At 60.8% G+C, this 14,055-nt stretch carries 14 protein-coding genes and 1 pseudogene; 4 read left to right on the top strand and 11 right to left on the bottom strand.

Annotated elements, in window-relative coordinates; translation table 11 throughout:
- Positions 1-77: 77 nt before the first annotated feature.
- From LD28_RS23595 to LD28_RS0120300, 5 genes are all read right to left on the bottom strand, one after another.
- The gene (locus LD28_RS23595; RefSeq protein WP_005337933.1) at positions 78-224 is read right to left on the bottom strand and encodes a hypothetical protein; all 147 of its coding nucleotides are present in this window, start codon (positions 222-224) and stop codon (positions 78-80) included.
- A complete protein-coding gene (locus tag LD28_RS0120315; RefSeq protein ID WP_033138712.1) occupies positions 221-910 on the bottom strand; it encodes a M15 family metallopeptidase in 690 nt (229 codons plus the stop codon). The genes LD28_RS23595 and LD28_RS0120315 overlap by 4 nt, the downstream gene beginning before the upstream one ends.
- Positions 907-2,034, bottom strand: coding sequence for a succinyl-diaminopimelate desuccinylase (dapE, locus tag LD28_RS0120310; RefSeq protein ID WP_033138711.1), 1,128 nt, complete (start codon positions 2,032-2,034; stop codon positions 907-909). Before dapE ends, LD28_RS0120315 begins: the two co-directional genes overlap by 4 nt.
- Positions 2,035-2,053: 19 nt before the next feature.
- On the bottom strand, positions 2,054-2,404 hold the full coding sequence (locus tag LD28_RS0120305; RefSeq protein WP_033138710.1) for an ArsC family reductase: 351 nt from the start codon (positions 2,402-2,404) through the stop codon (positions 2,054-2,056).
- A 317-nt stretch (positions 2,405-2,721) separates the two neighbouring features.
- Positions 2,722-3,036 (bottom strand): hypothetical protein, encoded by a 315-nt coding sequence (locus LD28_RS0120300; protein ID WP_005337929.1) that lies wholly within the window; start codon positions 3,034-3,036, stop codon positions 2,722-2,724.
- A gap of 285 nt (positions 3,037-3,321) precedes the next feature.
- Between LD28_RS0120300 and dcuC the strand changes: the two genes are divergently transcribed.
- A complete protein-coding gene (gene dcuC, locus LD28_RS0120295; protein WP_033138709.1) occupies positions 3,322-4,698 on the top strand; it encodes a C4-dicarboxylate transporter DcuC in 1,377 nt (458 codons plus the stop codon).
- Positions 4,699-4,832: 134 nt separating this feature from the next.
- Complete coding sequence (locus tag LD28_RS0120290; protein ID WP_033138708.1) at positions 4,833-5,972, top strand: M20 family metallopeptidase; 1,140 nt, start codon at positions 4,833-4,835, stop codon at positions 5,970-5,972.
- A gap of 142 nt (positions 5,973-6,114) precedes the next feature.
- Here the strand turns inward: LD28_RS0120290 and LD28_RS0120285 are convergent, their stop codons facing one another.
- The 4 genes from LD28_RS0120285 to asnS all read right to left on the bottom strand — a co-directional run bounded on the left by LD28_RS0120285 (position 6,115) and on the right by asnS (position 10,944).
- On the bottom strand, positions 6,115-6,780 hold the full coding sequence (locus LD28_RS0120285) for a Dph6-related ATP pyrophosphatase (RefSeq protein WP_033138707.1): 666 nt from the start codon (positions 6,778-6,780) through the stop codon (positions 6,115-6,117).
- Between the two features lie 187 nt (positions 6,781-6,967).
- A complete protein-coding gene (locus LD28_RS0120280) occupies positions 6,968-8,311 on the bottom strand; it encodes an anaerobic C4-dicarboxylate transporter (protein WP_033138706.1) in 1,344 nt (447 codons plus the stop codon).
- Positions 8,312-8,689: 378 nt separating this feature from the next.
- Entirely contained in the window at positions 8,690-9,433 is a 744-nt protein-coding gene (locus LD28_RS0120275; RefSeq protein ID WP_033138705.1) for a substrate-binding periplasmic protein, read from the bottom strand.
- 110 nt (positions 9,434-9,543) lie between these two features.
- Positions 9,544-10,944 (bottom strand): asparagine--tRNA ligase, encoded by a 1,401-nt coding sequence (gene asnS, locus LD28_RS0120270; protein ID WP_033138713.1) that lies wholly within the window; start codon positions 10,942-10,944, stop codon positions 9,544-9,546.
- A 188-nt stretch (positions 10,945-11,132) separates the two neighbouring features.
- Here asnS and LD28_RS0120265 point away from each other — a divergent pair, with 188 nt between their 5' ends.
- The gene (locus LD28_RS0120265; RefSeq protein WP_033138704.1) at positions 11,133-11,477 is read left to right on the top strand and encodes a hypothetical protein; all 345 of its coding nucleotides are present in this window, start codon (positions 11,133-11,135) and stop codon (positions 11,475-11,477) included.
- A gap of 10 nt (positions 11,478-11,487) precedes the next feature.
- Here LD28_RS0120265 and LD28_RS0120260 read toward each other — a convergent pair whose 3' ends face one another.
- On the bottom strand, positions 11,488-12,300 hold the full coding sequence (locus LD28_RS0120260; protein ID WP_033138703.1) for a HAMP domain-containing protein: 813 nt from the start codon (positions 12,298-12,300) through the stop codon (positions 11,488-11,490).
- A gap of 177 nt (positions 12,301-12,477) precedes the next feature.
- Positions 12,478-13,752, bottom strand: a complete 1,275-nt coding sequence (gene bioA / locus LD28_RS0120255; RefSeq protein WP_033138702.1) for an adenosylmethionine--8-amino-7-oxononanoate transaminase — start codon at positions 13,750-13,752, stop codon at positions 12,478-12,480.
- A 193-nt stretch (positions 13,753-13,945) separates the two neighbouring features.
- Between bioA and LD28_RS23245 the strand changes: the two are divergent.
- Positions 13,946-14,055, top strand: a pseudogene (locus LD28_RS23245) (biotin synthase BioB); the annotation flags it as partial.

Genomic DNA, 14,055 nt, shown 5'->3' with positions numbered 1-14,055 from the left:
GAGGTAGTGGGGAACAGCGAAACGGCACAGCAGAGGGAGAGGGGAGCACAAGGGCGCTCCCCACCGGATGTCGGGATTCAGTCGTCCTCGTCATCCTTCACTTCGCGGATCTTGTCCTTGTAGTTGGGCAACTGTTTTTCCAGCCGTTTCATGTCTTTGATGGCGTTGAGAAACAGACCGAGCAGGAACAGCAGCGGCAACCCTATCCACAGCCAGAGATTCATGGGATTTTCCTTTCGTCAGGACAGGTGGTGACATAACGGGTCAAAATGTCATCCAGGTTGGCCAATATGGTCGACTTGCCTTCAATATCCGCCTGTTGCAGGCAAAGCGCCAGTGCCGCGGGATCGAGCTGCTGTTCGCCGGACTCCAGCCCGAAGCTGATATGCCAGGGTTCATAGGCGACGCCGCTGCCTGCACCGACCGGTTTGGCATAAGGGAGGAAGAAGCCGAAGTCGCTCATATGGTCGCTGAGCCACTCGCTGAGATCTGCAAACCAGCCCCCGGCTTCATATTCCCACGGCTCCAGCGCCAGCCTGGTGTTGGCGGGCAGGCAGTCCGGGTCGTAGATGTCGAGATCGGTGCCCCAGTGGTGGCGACTGGTGCCCGGCAGGGCGCTCCAGCGCAGGATGGCGTGCAGCCGCTCCTCGTCGCTCAGTTGCAGGGCATCGATGGGCTGGCTGTTGGCATTGAGCAGTGGCCGCTCGCCACGCCACTTGCCATTCCAGATGGCGAGCTGGCGATCAAAACCGCGCCAGCTGGAAGCCGGTTGCAGATTGAAACCAGCGTGGGTGGCCGCCACCTGCATATCGTTGAAGGCCGCCGCGGTGGCAGCGGTCAGACGATGGGGGCCGCACCCCACCACAATAAGGTGGCTCTCTTCGAGCCCCAACAGTTGTTCTTGCGTCATACCAGCAATCTCTCGAGCACCCCTTGGTACATGTCGGCCAGCAGATCCAGATCGTCCGCCTTCACGCACTCGTTCACCTTGTGAATGGTGGCGTTGACGGGGCCAAGCTCAATCACCTCGGCGCCAGTGGGGGCGATAAAGCGCCCGTCGGAGGTGCCGCCGGTGGTGAGCAGGGCCGGTCGCTGACCGTTCACCGCCTCGATGGCCGCCACGGCCGCATCGAGCAGCGCGCCGGTATCGGTGAGGAAGGGCTGGCCGGAGAGGGTCCAGTCCAGCTGGTAGTCGAGACCGTGTTTATCCAGCAGGGCTTCGACCCGCTCGCGGATATCCATGTCGGTCAGTTGGGTACTGAAGCGGAAGTTGAACTGCACCTGCAGCTCGCCCGGAATGACGTTGGAGGCGCCGGTGCCGGCCTGAATGTTGGCTATCTGGAAGCTGGTGGGGGGGAAGTAGGCGTTGCCCTCATCCCACTCGGTGGCGGCGAGCTCCGCCAGCGCTGGCGCCGCTTTGTGAATGGGGTTGTCCGCCAGATGGGGGTAGGCGACATGGCCCTGCACCCCGCGCACCAGCAGATCACCGGTGATGGAGCCGCGTCGGCCGTTCTTCACCACATCCCCGACCACGGCGGTGGAGGAGGGCTCGCCGACGATGCACCAGCGGATCTTCTCGTGGCGGGCTTCCAGGGTATCGATCACCCGGGTGGTGCCATTGATAAAGGGCCCCTCTTCATCGGAGGTGATAAGGAAGGCAATCGACCCTGTGTGATCCGGATGCTCGGCCACGAAGCGCTCGACCGCCACCACCATGGACGCCAGCGAGCCCTTCATGTCGGCGGCACCACGGCCATAGAGCACGCCATCTTTGATGGTCGGCTCGAACGGCGGGGTGTGCCATTTGTCCAGCGGCCCGGCGGGCACTACGTCGGTGTGGCCAGCGAAGCAGAACAGCGGCCCCTCGCTGCCACGGCGGGCCCAAAGGTTGGTGGTGTCTTCAAATACCATGGGCTCGATGATAAAGCCCAGCTTGGCGAGGCGCTCCGCCATCAGGGTCTGGCACCCTTCATCGAGGGGGGTAACGGAGGGGCGGCGGATCAGATCCTTGGCCAGTGCGATGACATCCGACATCAGTTGTCCTTAGTTGTCCTTAACGGGAGAAGAGGGATTGGTAGTGATCAGCCTTGAACCCCAGAGTCAGTTCGCCGTCACGATCCAGCAGCGGGCGCTTGATCATCGCCGGGTGCTCCAGCAGCAGGGCGCGCGCCTTGGCGGTGTCGAGCCCCTGTTTGGCCTCATCCGGCAGGGCGCGGAAGGTGGTGCCACGACTGTTGAGCAGCGCTTCCCAGCCGAGTTTTGCCAGCCAGCGGTCGAGATCGTCCGGGTTCAGGCCGTCGGCGCGGTGGTCGTGAAAGCGGTAGTCGATACCGGCCTCATCCAGCCACTTGCGGGTTTTCTTGATGGTGTCGCAGTTCTTGATGCCATAGAGGGTGATGGCCATGGGGAGTCCTTCTCTTGTGGGCGCTGGCCGTGGCCGCGCCCGAAAATCCGAATCAACAGAGTGCAAGGGCCCGATTCTGGCATTGTGGCGATCTCATGGCAACGCTGATGGTCTGGAGTGAGGGGATTCTCGTGACTGGTCGCACCTGAACGGCGCTTTTGCTCAAGGTCAGGCGCTTTGCGGCGGGTGTGCCCGATGGGGCGGTTATTGCGGGAGAAGAGCAGCGGTTATTGCGGGAGAAAAAGAGAAAGGGCAAACGCCAGATAGCCAAAACGCGCCTGCGGGCGCGTTTTGGTTGGCATCATCGAGCACTGCAATCAGTGCAGGGTGGTCCACTCATGGTCAAAGACCCGGGCCCGTTCCCAGGGTGCATCAGGCAGGCTGGAAGAGAGGCCAGTGTATTTGCCCACGTCGTCCACCACGATGGCGGAGAGGATCGGCAGGTTGTTTTCAGTGCAGTACATGCGGATGCGCTGCAGCAGGGTGCGCAGTTCATCCTGGCACTGCTCCAGCCCGGCCTGCTTGGCCAGTTTGGAGTAACGAATGGTAGTGCGTTCCTTTGCAGACTCGACGAGGATGTCCCACAGCTTGTAGTCGCAGGTCGAAGCACCTGCGGTGGCTTGGCTTGTCATAACTCTCTCCGGCGCGAAATGGTCGCTATATGTCGAAGCGCATCTTCGCCACTTCGGCGCCGTCATATGTTGATCCAACGCAAAAAAGAGGGGAGTCGCGTCACACAATTCCCGGATAAGGGCCGAGAAAGGTTTTTTGGTAGTTGAAATAGCGAGAATTTGTTACATTACCGACATATTATGCTAATGAAGCACGGTGACGGCACCTTTATTGATAGGGATCAAAGGCAAACAGTGGTCAGAACACTAGATTTCGCTCTTCGATAAATTTATCAGGAGTGAATATTGGAACTTCTATTCGTCTTGCTTGTTCTGGTCGTCGTGGTCTACGGCATTATCAAGGATTACAACCCGCAGGCGGTGCTGGCGCTGGCGGGCATGGCCATTTTTGCGGTGGCCTACTGGCTGGGGCTGCACCCCATTCTCCCCGCGGACAAGAGCACCGGCTTCGCCCTGTTCGACCTGTTCGAAGTGTTCAAGGGGATCTTCTCCTACCGCGCGGCGGGGCTGGGCCTCACCATTATGGCGGTCGCGGGCTTTGCCACCTACATGTCCCATATCGGTGCCTCCCAGGCGCTGGTGCGGGTGGCGGTCAAACCGGTAGCGGGCATCCAGTCCAGCTACCTGATGCTCTCCATCTGCTATCTGGTGGCGGTATTCGTCTCCCTGTTCGTCACCTCCGCCACCGGCCTTGGCCTGCTGTTGATGGTCACCATGTATCCGGTGATGCGTAACCTCGGCATCAGCCCGGCCTCCGCCTGTGGCGTCATCGCCACCTCCCAGGCGTTCGAGATTGGTCCGACCCAGACCAACGCCATCTTCTCCGCCGGTCAATCCGGCATGGATCCGACCAGCTACTTTGTCGATTACCAGATCTGGCTGGTGGCCCCCATGCTGCTGGTGACCATGGTGCTGCACTTCTTCTGGCAGCGTCACTGCGATCGCAAGGATGGCTGGGATCCTGCCCTGCATCGCGGTGATCACGCCGAGCTGGACGAGCAGGGCGCCGACAGCGTGCAGGCGCCCACCTGGTATGCCCTGCTGCCGATCATCCCCTTCGTGCTGATGATGACCTTCTCCAAGCTGCTGGTGAGCGACATCAAGATGAGCGTGGAGGTGGCCATGCTGCTGTCGGTCTTTATCGGCATGCTGTGTGAGCTGCTGCGTAGCCGCTCGGTGCGCACAGCCATGGCCGGGCTGTCGAGCTTCCTCGATGGCATGGGCAAGGTGTTTGGCCCTGTGGTGGCGCTCATCGTCTGTGCCGAGCTGTTTGCCGAATCCCTCAAGGCCATCGGCGCCATCGATACCTTGCTGCACTCTGCCAGCAATGCCGGGATCGGCAGCGGTCTGATGACGCTGGTGATGGTGGCGCTGATCATGGTGGCGGCTGTCATCATGGGCTCAGGCAACGCGGCGTTCCTCAGCTTCTCGACCCTGGCACCGGCGGTGGCGGCCAAGTTTGGCGTGCCTGCGGTGACCATGCTGCTGCCGATGCAGCTCGCCTCCAGTATTGGTCGCACCATCTCCCCCATCGCGGCGGTGCTGATCGCCTGTGCGGGGATCGCCAAGGTGTCGCCCTTTACCGTGGTCAAGCGCACCAGCGTGCCGATGGCGGGGGCGCTGGTGACGGCGTTGACCCTCAACTATCTGCTGTTCATGTAGTGCTGCTGGGTATGTAGTGGTATTTGGAATTTACCGGTCGGGCGGGCGGCATGGCTGCCCGCCTTTTTCTCACTGTGTCGCATTGTTGCAATAAACGATCGGCCATCAACGCTGATTGTTGCATGGAGAAGATAATGACAGTTGTAAAGAGCCCGTTTTCCCTCGATAGCTATCTGGCCGACTTGGCCCCGCTCATCAATCTCGATTGCGGCACCCGCACCCCGGCCGGGGTGGCGAAAGTGGCCGACATCATGACCGAGAAATATCAGGCCATCGGCTGGCAGGTGACCCGCCACCAGTTCGCCGCCGAGTGTGGCCCCTGCCTCGAGATCACCAATGCGCCGGGGGCCGATCACTACGACGTGATGCTGTGTGGTCACATGGATACCGTCTTCCCCGAGGGGACGGCGGCCAAGCGCCCGCTGAAAATCGAGGGCAATCAAGCCTTTGGCCCCGGTGTGTCGGACATGAAGAGCGGCCTGCTCTCTATCTGGTACGCCCTGAAAGAGATGGACCCGGCATTGCTTGCCAAGCTCAAGGTGCTGGTCTGCTACAACTGCGACGAAGAGATTGGCTCCCCCTGGTCGAAAGATTGGCTGGTGGAGAAGGCCAAACAGAGCGGGTGCGTGCTGGTGGCCGAGGCAGCCCGTCCCAACGGGGATCTCATCAGCGCCCGCAAGGGCAATGCCAAGTACCGCATCACCTTCCACGGCAAGGCGTCCCACGCCGGTTCGGCCCTGACCGAAGGGGTCTCCGCCATCACCGAGCTGGCGCACTGGGTGCTGGCCATCAACGAGCAGGTCAACATGACCACGGGCACCACCATGAACGTCGGCGTGGTACAGGGCGGTACCGGCGTCAACGTGGTGCCGGACTTTGCCGAGGCGATCGTGGATTTGCGCTTCTGGAGCAACGAAGAGGCCGCTGCGGTACACGACCGCCTTACCTTTATGGCCAACAACCCCTTCCTCGCGGGCTGTCGGGTCGAGGTTGATCGCCAGACCTTCAAGCCAGCGATGCGCCCGAGTGGCGACACCGAGGCGCTGATGGCGCTGGTGGAAGTAGCAGCCAAAGAGGAGGGGATCCCCTTCAACTGGCTGGAGGCCGGTGGCGGTTCGGATGCCAACTTCACCGCCGCTGCAGGTGTGCCGTCGCTGGATGGCTTCGGCCCCATGGGGGGCGGCTTCCACTCGGAGGCGGAGTTCCTGTTGCTCGACAGCATCGAGCCGCGCATCCGCCTGCTGCAGCGGGTGCTGGGCAAGCTGGCGAAATAAGCCGGTTTATCCCTTGTTCGGGTCGTTATGGGCCCGTTCAAAATTGGTCCGCTTAAACCCAAGCGGGAGGCTGCTGCCTCCCGTTTTTTTATCTCGATTTTTCGTGCGTCCTTGAACGAGCGGGCCAGATAGCTTGGGGCCGTTACCCCTGCGGTTCGGCCAGATAGGCCAGATAGGCCAGATGATCCTGCCGCGCCACCTGCCAGCCATCAAGGCGCAATGGGGCGGCAAAGCCCGGGCCGTCGGTCACCATGGTGTGGTACTCCCCCTGCTCGCCGCAGGCATCGAAGCACTCGCGCTCGGCCAGTTGCTGCAATTCCACGAGGGTGGCTGCATCGAGGGTGCGTCCAGCCCACTCGGGGGCCAGCACCCGGGTATCGACGCAGGAGAGGTGGGCGACGATGCCGCGCGCCAGCATATCCGCCAGCAAGGCCTGGCGGGATTGCTGCCAGAGCGGGGTGTGGACGGTGAGCCTCAGCGGCTGGCAGCGTTCGCGGATCCAGTTTGGTGCGCCCCCTACGCTGTCGATATCGCCGGTGACCACGCCGTCGAGATTCCACTCCTGCTGCAAGCGACTCAGCGCCGTCTCATAACTCTGCTCGAACGGCGCTTCGATGGTGACCAGCAGATGGGGCAGCCCGAGGGCTGCCGCCTGACGGCGCACCAGCTGCAAGGGGTGAGCGAGAAATCGGGGCTCTGGCGGGGCAAAGGTGGCCAGTGCCACCACCTGATGACCCGCAGCACGGGCATGACAGAGGGCCAGCATGGCATCTTTGCCACCGCTCCAGAGCAGGATGACGCGAGACATGAATGAGATTCCAATGGTGAACGATGGGGCATGCTACCCAGCGGTGGGGGCACAGGTAAAGGCTTAGTATCTGGAAATGGCGGCTGGAAATAGCAGCGGGGAAATTGTTGGGGTCACAGAGCGGAGAAAAAAGCAGGCCCCCGGAGCGGGGGCCTGTGTGGCAATGGCGTGCTAAACGCGATTGCGATTAGAGCAAAATGGTGGTCAGCAGATAACCCACGGCACTGGCGCTGCTCACCCCGATCAGCCCCGGAATGATGAAGCTGTGGTTGATGATGAACTTGCCGATGCGGGTAGTGCCGGAGCGGTCGAAACCGATACAGGCCAGATCGCTCGGGTAGGTCGGCAGCACGAAGTAACCGTAGCTGGCCGGCAGGAAGGCGATCAGCAGTTTCGGCTCCACGCCCAGCGCCAGACCCATGGGGGCGATGGCGGTCAGGGCGGCGGCCTGGCTGTTTACCAGCTTGGAGATGAGGAACAGCACCAGGGCATAGGTCCAGGGCTGGGCCTGTACCACGTGGGCCAGGGTCTCTTTGAGCAGCGGCATATGAGCCTGGAAGAAGGTCTCACTCATCCATGCCACCCCGAATACGGAGAAGATGGCGACCATGCCTGCCTTGAAGACGGCACCGTTGGAGATATCACCCGGCTTGACCTTGCAGCGCATCAGGATGATGGCACCGGCGATCAGCATCATCATCTGGATAACCAGGTTCATGGAGAGCGGGCCTGTCTTGTCCTTGATGGTGAATACCGGACGCAGACCTTCGTTGGCACCGAGCAATACCACGGCAGCGATGGCGGCGAAGAAGATCCAGGTAGACCAGTAGGCCTCTTTCGGGAACTTGGTGTTGAGCAGGGTTTCACCACCGCCGTAGATGAAGTCGCGTTGCTCCGGGTCTTTGATCTTGGCCTGGAACTCTTCGTCCTGGTCCAGATCCTTGCCGCGACGCAGGCTCCACAGGGCCGCCATGACCACACCGGTCAGGGAGGAGGGGATGGCGATCATCAGGATGTCGAGCAGGCCGTAAGCCTGACCAATGCCGTGACCGGCCGCCAGAATGGAGACCATGGAGACCACGGCAACGGAGACCGGGGAGGCACAGATCGCCATCTGGGAGGCAACGGATGCCACGGCCATCGGACGCTCGGGACGGATGTTCTTCTGCAGCGCGATGTCAGCGATGATGGGGAACATGGTGTAGACCACGTGGCCGGTACCGCACAGGAAGGTGAGGGTCCAGGTCGTCAGCGGCGCCAGAATGGTGATGTATTGCGGGTGACGGCGCAGCAGGCGCTCGGCCACTTGCATCATCAGGTTGAGGCCACCGGCAGTCTGCAGGGTGGCGGCACAGCCGATCACCGCCAGAATGGTCAGCATCACCTGAACCGGCGGTTCGCCCGGTACCAGACCGAAGACGAAGGTCAGCAGGAAGAGACCGATACCACTGATGAGGCCAAGTCCCATGCCACCAAAGCGGGTACCCAGCAGCAAGCAGCCGAGTACCACTAAAAATTCCATCAAGATCATTCCAATACCTCGTGTGATTCAACCCATATTGCCGCGGGTAGCCTGAACCATGAATTGTCATTGTTTGTTTTATTTAGCCCAAAAGGGTTAGTTGCTATTCTGCTCCCCCATATAGGTGAAAAAATTGAGTTACTTCAATAACTCGATGAATTTTTGATTAAACCACTTAAAAACCACTTACTGATAATGATGTTATTTTTCGAGCGCTGGATGGTATCACATGGGGCTAACCACTATGAGGAGGCCATGGCGCAGAGCAGGGCGGGGGCCAAGGTGCCAGGGAGAGTGGAGAAAAGGGCCCGGATCCGGCAAGAAGAGCCACCAAAAGCAGACCCTCGCTCCATCTTTACCAGCAACTCATGACTTAGGCTGCTCTGCTCAGTTGCCAAGCAGATAGCGTCGCTGATACTCCTCGCTCAGCTGTGCAATATCGAGTTTGGCAATGGCCTGCGCCACCCGTTGCTGCAACGCCTGCTGATCGGGGCGAAACATGATGTGCAGGCTCTTGTGTTCAAGGATCCTCGGGTGAAACTGCAATCCGGCGCTGCTCAGCTTGCTGTCGTGATGGATCAGCCAGTGAAAGACATCCCGGTCGATAATCGCCAGATCGAGTCGGTCGCGCTGCAATTTGCGCAGGTTGAGCACGTCCGCATCGACAGCGGCGGTGTTGAGGCGTTTGCTGGCCATCAGGGCATCGAATTCCGGGGTGTTGATGTACCCCTCCACCACGCCGATCCGGTAGGGGGCGAGATCCGTGAGCTGCTGCCAGAGGATGGGGGCGCCTGCCCGCTGCGCCATGCCCAGCACGCTGTCGCCTACGCTGGGGGAGCTGCGCCACAGGGTCGGCAGGGTATCGGAGAGGTATTCGGGAAAATAGCCGCTGTAGGGTTGGGTGGGATCGGCCGCCAGCCGCACCGCCCGCTGCCAGGGGTAGAAGTCGAATGTCACCTCCAGTCCCGCCTCGGCAAAGGCGCGCTTGACGATATGCCCGGTGAGGCCGCCATCAGGCAGGCTCTGGCTGGTGTAGGGGGGCCACTCCAGGGTGGTCAGACGAATGGGTTCGGCCCACAGTTGAACAGGCATGCAGAACAGCAGTAGCGAGAGCAGCAGGCGATATCCCATAGGCGACCAGTTCCTTGTGCCGATTGATACTGAGTATCACCCATAACGGTGACAATAAAAAAGCCGACCCACAGGTCGGCTTTTGCAATGCAGTGGCAAGATGCCGCTGATCAGAACTCGGCGGTACGCGGAGTACGCGGGAACGGGATCACGTCGCGGACGTTGCCCATGCCGGTCACGTAGACCACCAGACGCTCGAAGCCCAGACCGAAGCCGGAGTGCGGCACGGTACCGAAGCGACGCAGGTCGCGATACCACCAGTAATCTTCCTTGTTCAGGCCCATCTCGGCCAAGCGGGCATCCAGCACGTCCAGACGCTCTTCACGCTGGGAACCACCGATGATCTCGCCGATCCCCGGTGCCAGTACGTCCATCGCGGCAACGGTCTTGCCGTCGTCGTTGAGGCGCATGTAGAAGGCCTTGATATCTTTCGGGTAGTTCTTAACCACCACCGGAGACTTGAAGTGCTCCTCGGCCAGATAGCGCTCGTGCTCGGAGGAGAGGTCGATACCCCAGGAGACCGGGAACTCGAACTTCTTGCCGCAGTTCTGCAGCACTTCGATGGCGTCGGTGTAGTCGATCTGGGCGAAGTCGGAGGAGACGAAACGCTCCAGACGCTCGATGGCATCCTTGTCGACGTGCTGGGCGAAGAACTCCAGATCGTCGCGACGCTCGGTCAGTACGGCATTGAAGACGTACTTCAGCATGGCTTCGGCCAGTGCGGCGTTGGCAGCCAGATCGTTGAAGGCCACTTCCGGCTCAACCATCCAGAACTCGGCCAGGTGACGGCTGGTGTTGGAGTTTTCGGCGCGGAAGGTCGGGCCGAAGGTGTAGACCTTGGAGAGGGCGCAGGCATAGGTTTCGGCGTTCAGCTGGCCGGATACGGTCAGGAAAGCCTCTTTGCCAAAGAAATCTTCGTTGTAGTCCACCTTGCCGGCGTCGGTGCGCGGCAGGTTTTCCATGTCCAGAGTGGAGACGCGGAACATCTCGCCAGCACCTTCGGTGTCAGAGGCGGTGATGAGCGGGGTTGCAACCCAGAGGAAACCCTCTTCGTGGAAGAAGCGGTGAATGGCTTGCGCCAGACAGTGACGAACGCGGGTCACGGCGCCAACGATGTTGGTGCGCGGGCGCAGGTGAGCCTGTTCACGCAGGTATTCGATGCTGTGGCGCTTGGCGGCCATCGGGTAGGTGTCCGGATCTTCGACCCAGCCGACGACCTTCACGTCGGTCGCCTGCAGTTCGAAAGCCTGGCCGTTGCCCTGAGAGGCAGCAACCACGCCGGTCACTTCCACGGAACAGGCAGTGGTCAGACGCAGCACTTCATTCTCGTAATTGGCCAGGGTATTGGGAACAACCGCCTGTACCGGATGGAAACAGGAGCCATCGGATACGGCCAAAAATGAGATCCCCGCCTTGGAATCACGGCGAGTCCGGATCCACCCTTTGACTGTTTGGGTGGTGCCAACCGCATATTTACCGGTCAGCACATCTACTACGGATGCGTGCGTCATCGAAATATTGTCTCCAGCTTGTTCTTGCAGCGCTATGGGTCTGGCCCGGGCAATCATTGGCCCATCATGGCAGACTAAGCCGCTAATCTTACCCGCGCGGGTTTGATAAACAAGCAAAAATGTCGGACTCTGGTGGGGTTTTCAGCATGGTTCACTCAACAAGAGTGTCACGGGTGCAGGAGCGGTGGATGAAAGATAGGCGACATGGGCCAGATTGGCTGACATGGCTGTTGCAGGGGCTGGTGCTGATCTGCTGGGGCGGCTTTATCGTGCTGCTTTCGCTTTATCACTATGCCCGCCCCGAGGTGGCCTACGGTTTTCTGGTCTACGGCGGGATCAAGGTGCGCACCAGCTGGGATCCCCAGTTTACCCCCTGGCTGGTGCACGGACTTTGGGGATGCAGCCTCCTGACGCTGGCTGTGCTGTTGCTGGAGCGCAAGCGCAGTCGTCGCCGGGATGACTCCCTGCACGTCAATCTGGCGATCCTGCTGCTGGTGCTGATCGCCGGTCTGCTCTTCTACTACGTCGGTTAATCGACCCCGCTCAGTGGGGCTGATCCGGCTCCTGCCTGCTTGCCTTGGGGCGTTTGCCGAGTTGGCGCTCCACGCTGTCGAGCATCTGGTTGTAGGCCATGGCCACCCGGCCAATTTCGTCCCCGTCATCGCCCTCGATCCGGTGGCTGAAGTCATGCAGATCCGTCGCCTCTTCTATTGAGCGGGTCAATTGGTTGAGGGGGCGCACGATCCAGGTGCGGATGACCCAGAGGGTCAGCAGCAGCCCCATCCCGAAGATGCCGGTGAGAATAAGCGCCGAGGTGAGGATATTCTGCTCGACCCGGGTAAAGAGGGCGTCGAGGGAGTAGTCAAAGCGCACCGCACCCAGCACGGTATTCTCTGGCACCAGATGGCAGCTGGTGCAATCGGTGCCGCGAAAATCCTTCTTGGCCAGCAGCGGTCGGGTCACCACCAGACGGCTATGCATGCCGTTATGCACCACCTCCAGGCTCCCTTTGCCCGCCAGTGCCTGCTCATCGTACTCATCCTTGCCCTGCTCCATTGCGCGCCCCGGCCCGTACTGTTTGCTCACCGCCTCGCCACGGACGATGCGGGCATCCTCAACATGGGCATGGTCGAGAAACTTGCCGCGCAGGGTATCGCGAGCATCCATCTTGCCGGTCAGCATCAGCATGTTGAGGCCGTCGAAGTAGGCTTCGGTCTGCTCGCTGCTCTGCTCCTTGATGAGGGTCAGGATGAGGTCGCGTTCGCGCACCGCCTGATAGGCCGCCGAGAAGACCAGTACCATGGAGAAGATGAAGAGCAGGAAGAAGTTGATTTTTGCAGTAATGGAGAGGCGCATGAGCAATCTTTCTGGATGGTAAAACCGCAGCAGTTTACCCCTCTTGGCGCTTCAGGTCTGGTGTTTTGCTCACATTCCGGCAAGTGCATGCGCAGTGAGGTGAATAAACTTGCCCTCTTTATATATCAAATGGGTATGCCACAGACGGGCGACCGGTGAGGCCGCCCGCGATCTGTTTTAAAACTCACCCTCGGCAATCGCCCGGCTGATGGCGCCGGTCAATACCCGCAGCTCCTCGGGGGTGATGACGAAGGGTGGCATCAGATAGACCAGCTTGCCAAAGGGGCGGATCCAGGCGCCAAGCGATACAAACTTGCGCTGAATGCGCGCCACATCCACCCGCTCTTTCATCTCCACCACCCCGATGGCGCCAAGTACCCGCACGTCAGCCACTGCCGGGTGGAGGGTCAGCTCCACCAGCTCGGTACGCAGCTGGTGCTCGATGGTGCGCACCCGCTCCTGCCACGGCGAGGCGAGCAGCAGATCGATGGAGGCGTTGGCCACCGCGCAGGCGAGCGGGTTGCCCATAAAGGTGGGGCCGTGCATAAAGACGCCCGCCTTGCCGTCACAGATGGTGCGGGCAACATGCTCGGTGGTGAGGGTCGCCGAGAGGGTGAGATAGCCGCCGGTGAGCGCCTTGCCCAGACACATGATGTCGGGGCTGATCCCCGCCCAGTCGCAGGCAAACAGCTGGCCGGTGCGACCAAAGCCGGTGGCAATCTCGTCGGCAATCAGCAGCAAACCGAACTCGTCGCACAGGGCGCGCACCCACTGCAGGTAGCGGGGGTGATAGAAGCGCATGCCGCCTGCACCCTGCACAATGGGTTCGAGCACGATGGCGGCAATCTCTTCGTGGTGATCGGCCACCAGCGTTGCCAGCTCCACCACGCACTGCTCGTCCCACTCGGCGTGGAAGCGGCAGCTGGGAGCTTCGACAAAGTAATGCTCGGGCAGGAACCCCTTGTAGAGCTCATGCATGCCGCCATCAGGGTCACAGACGCTCATGGCGCCGAAGGTGTCGCCGTGATAACCGCCGCGCAGGGTGACAAATTTGGCTTTTGGGGTGCCTTTGCTGTGCCAGTACTGCTGGGCCATCTTGAGCGCCACTTCCACTGCCACCGAACCGGAATCGGCCAGAAAGACCCGATCCAACCCTGCCGGGGTGATCTCCACCAGTTTGCGGCAGAGCTCGACCGCCGGGGCGTGGGTCAGGCCGCCAAACATCACGTGGGACATCTTGCCGAGCTGGGCGGTGGCGGTGGCGTCCAGTTCCGGCACCTGATAGCCGTGCACGCAAGCCCACCAGGAGCTCATGCCATCCACCAGTTCGCGGCCGTCGCTGAGGGTAATGGTCACCCCTTTGGCGCTGGCCACTTCATAGCAGGGGAGGGGGTGGGTGAGGGAGGTATAGGGGTGCCAGATGTGGTGCAGGTCGAATTCTTGATTGGTCATTTGTTGTTCTGTTGTCAATTGGTTTGATCTGGTCGGTGTTGACAGTCTACGCGTGCTCTCTACACTAGCCAACAATTTCAGCCACTTGGCTCTGCGCATCACCATGAGCGCGCGGGCCCGGCGGCGGGTTTTGTGGCCGTCCATCCCAGGATGGCGGGCGCAGGATCCCACTAATAACAACCGGAAGCCATGTATGAATGCTCTCACCGCGGGCGGTCACGCCCTTCGTCATGACTGGACTCTCGCCGAGGTTCAGGCCCTGTTTGCCCTGCCGTTCAACGATCTGCTGTTTCAGGCCCAGAC

This window comes from Aeromonas finlandensis, assembly GCF_000764645.1.
Taxonomy (GTDB): domain Bacteria; phylum Pseudomonadota; class Gammaproteobacteria; order Enterobacterales; family Aeromonadaceae; genus Aeromonas; species Aeromonas finlandensis.
The sequence above is the reverse complement of the archived record's forward strand: the minus strand, read 5'-3'. Positions and strand labels throughout refer to the sequence as shown.

Bases quoted from the DNA above. Each gene is read 5' to 3' on its own strand.
- LD28_RS23595 (WP_005337933.1), bottom strand. From the start codon at position 224: ATGAATCTCTGGCTGTGGATAGGGTTGCCGCTGCTGTTCCTGCTCGGT.
- LD28_RS0120315 (WP_033138712.1), bottom strand. From the start codon at position 910: ATGACGCAAGAACAACTGTTGGGGCTCGAAGAGAGCCACCTTATTGTG.
- dapE (WP_033138711.1), bottom strand. From the start codon at position 2,034: ATGTCGGATGTCATCGCACTGGCCAAGGATCTGATCCGCCGCCCCTCC.
- LD28_RS0120305 (WP_033138710.1), bottom strand. From the start codon at position 2,404: ATGGCCATCACCCTCTATGGCATCAAGAACTGCGACACCATCAAGAAA.
- LD28_RS0120300 (WP_005337929.1), bottom strand. From the start codon at position 3,036: ATGACAAGCCAAGCCACCGCAGGTGCTTCGACCTGCGACTACAAGCTG.
- LD28_RS0120290 (WP_033138708.1), top strand. From the start codon at position 4,833: ATGACAGTTGTAAAGAGCCCGTTTTCCCTCGATAGCTATCTGGCCGAC.
- LD28_RS0120285 (WP_033138707.1), bottom strand. From the start codon at position 6,780: ATGTCTCGCGTCATCCTGCTCTGGAGCGGTGGCAAAGATGCCATGCTG.
- LD28_RS0120280 (WP_033138706.1), bottom strand. From the start codon at position 8,311: ATGATCTTGATGGAATTTTTAGTGGTACTCGGCTGCTTGCTGCTGGGT.
- LD28_RS0120275 (WP_033138705.1), bottom strand. From the start codon at position 9,433: ATGGGATATCGCCTGCTGCTCTCGCTACTGCTGTTCTGCATGCCTGTT.
- asnS (WP_033138713.1), bottom strand. From the start codon at position 10,944: ATGACGCACGCATCCGTAGTAGATGTGCTGACCGGTAAATATGCGGTT.
- LD28_RS0120265 (WP_033138704.1), top strand. From the start codon at position 11,133: ATGAAAGATAGGCGACATGGGCCAGATTGGCTGACATGGCTGTTGCAG.
- LD28_RS0120260 (WP_033138703.1), bottom strand. From the start codon at position 12,300: ATGCGCCTCTCCATTACTGCAAAAATCAACTTCTTCCTGCTCTTCATC.
- bioA (WP_033138702.1), bottom strand. From the start codon at position 13,752: ATGACCAATCAAGAATTCGACCTGCACCACATCTGGCACCCCTATACC.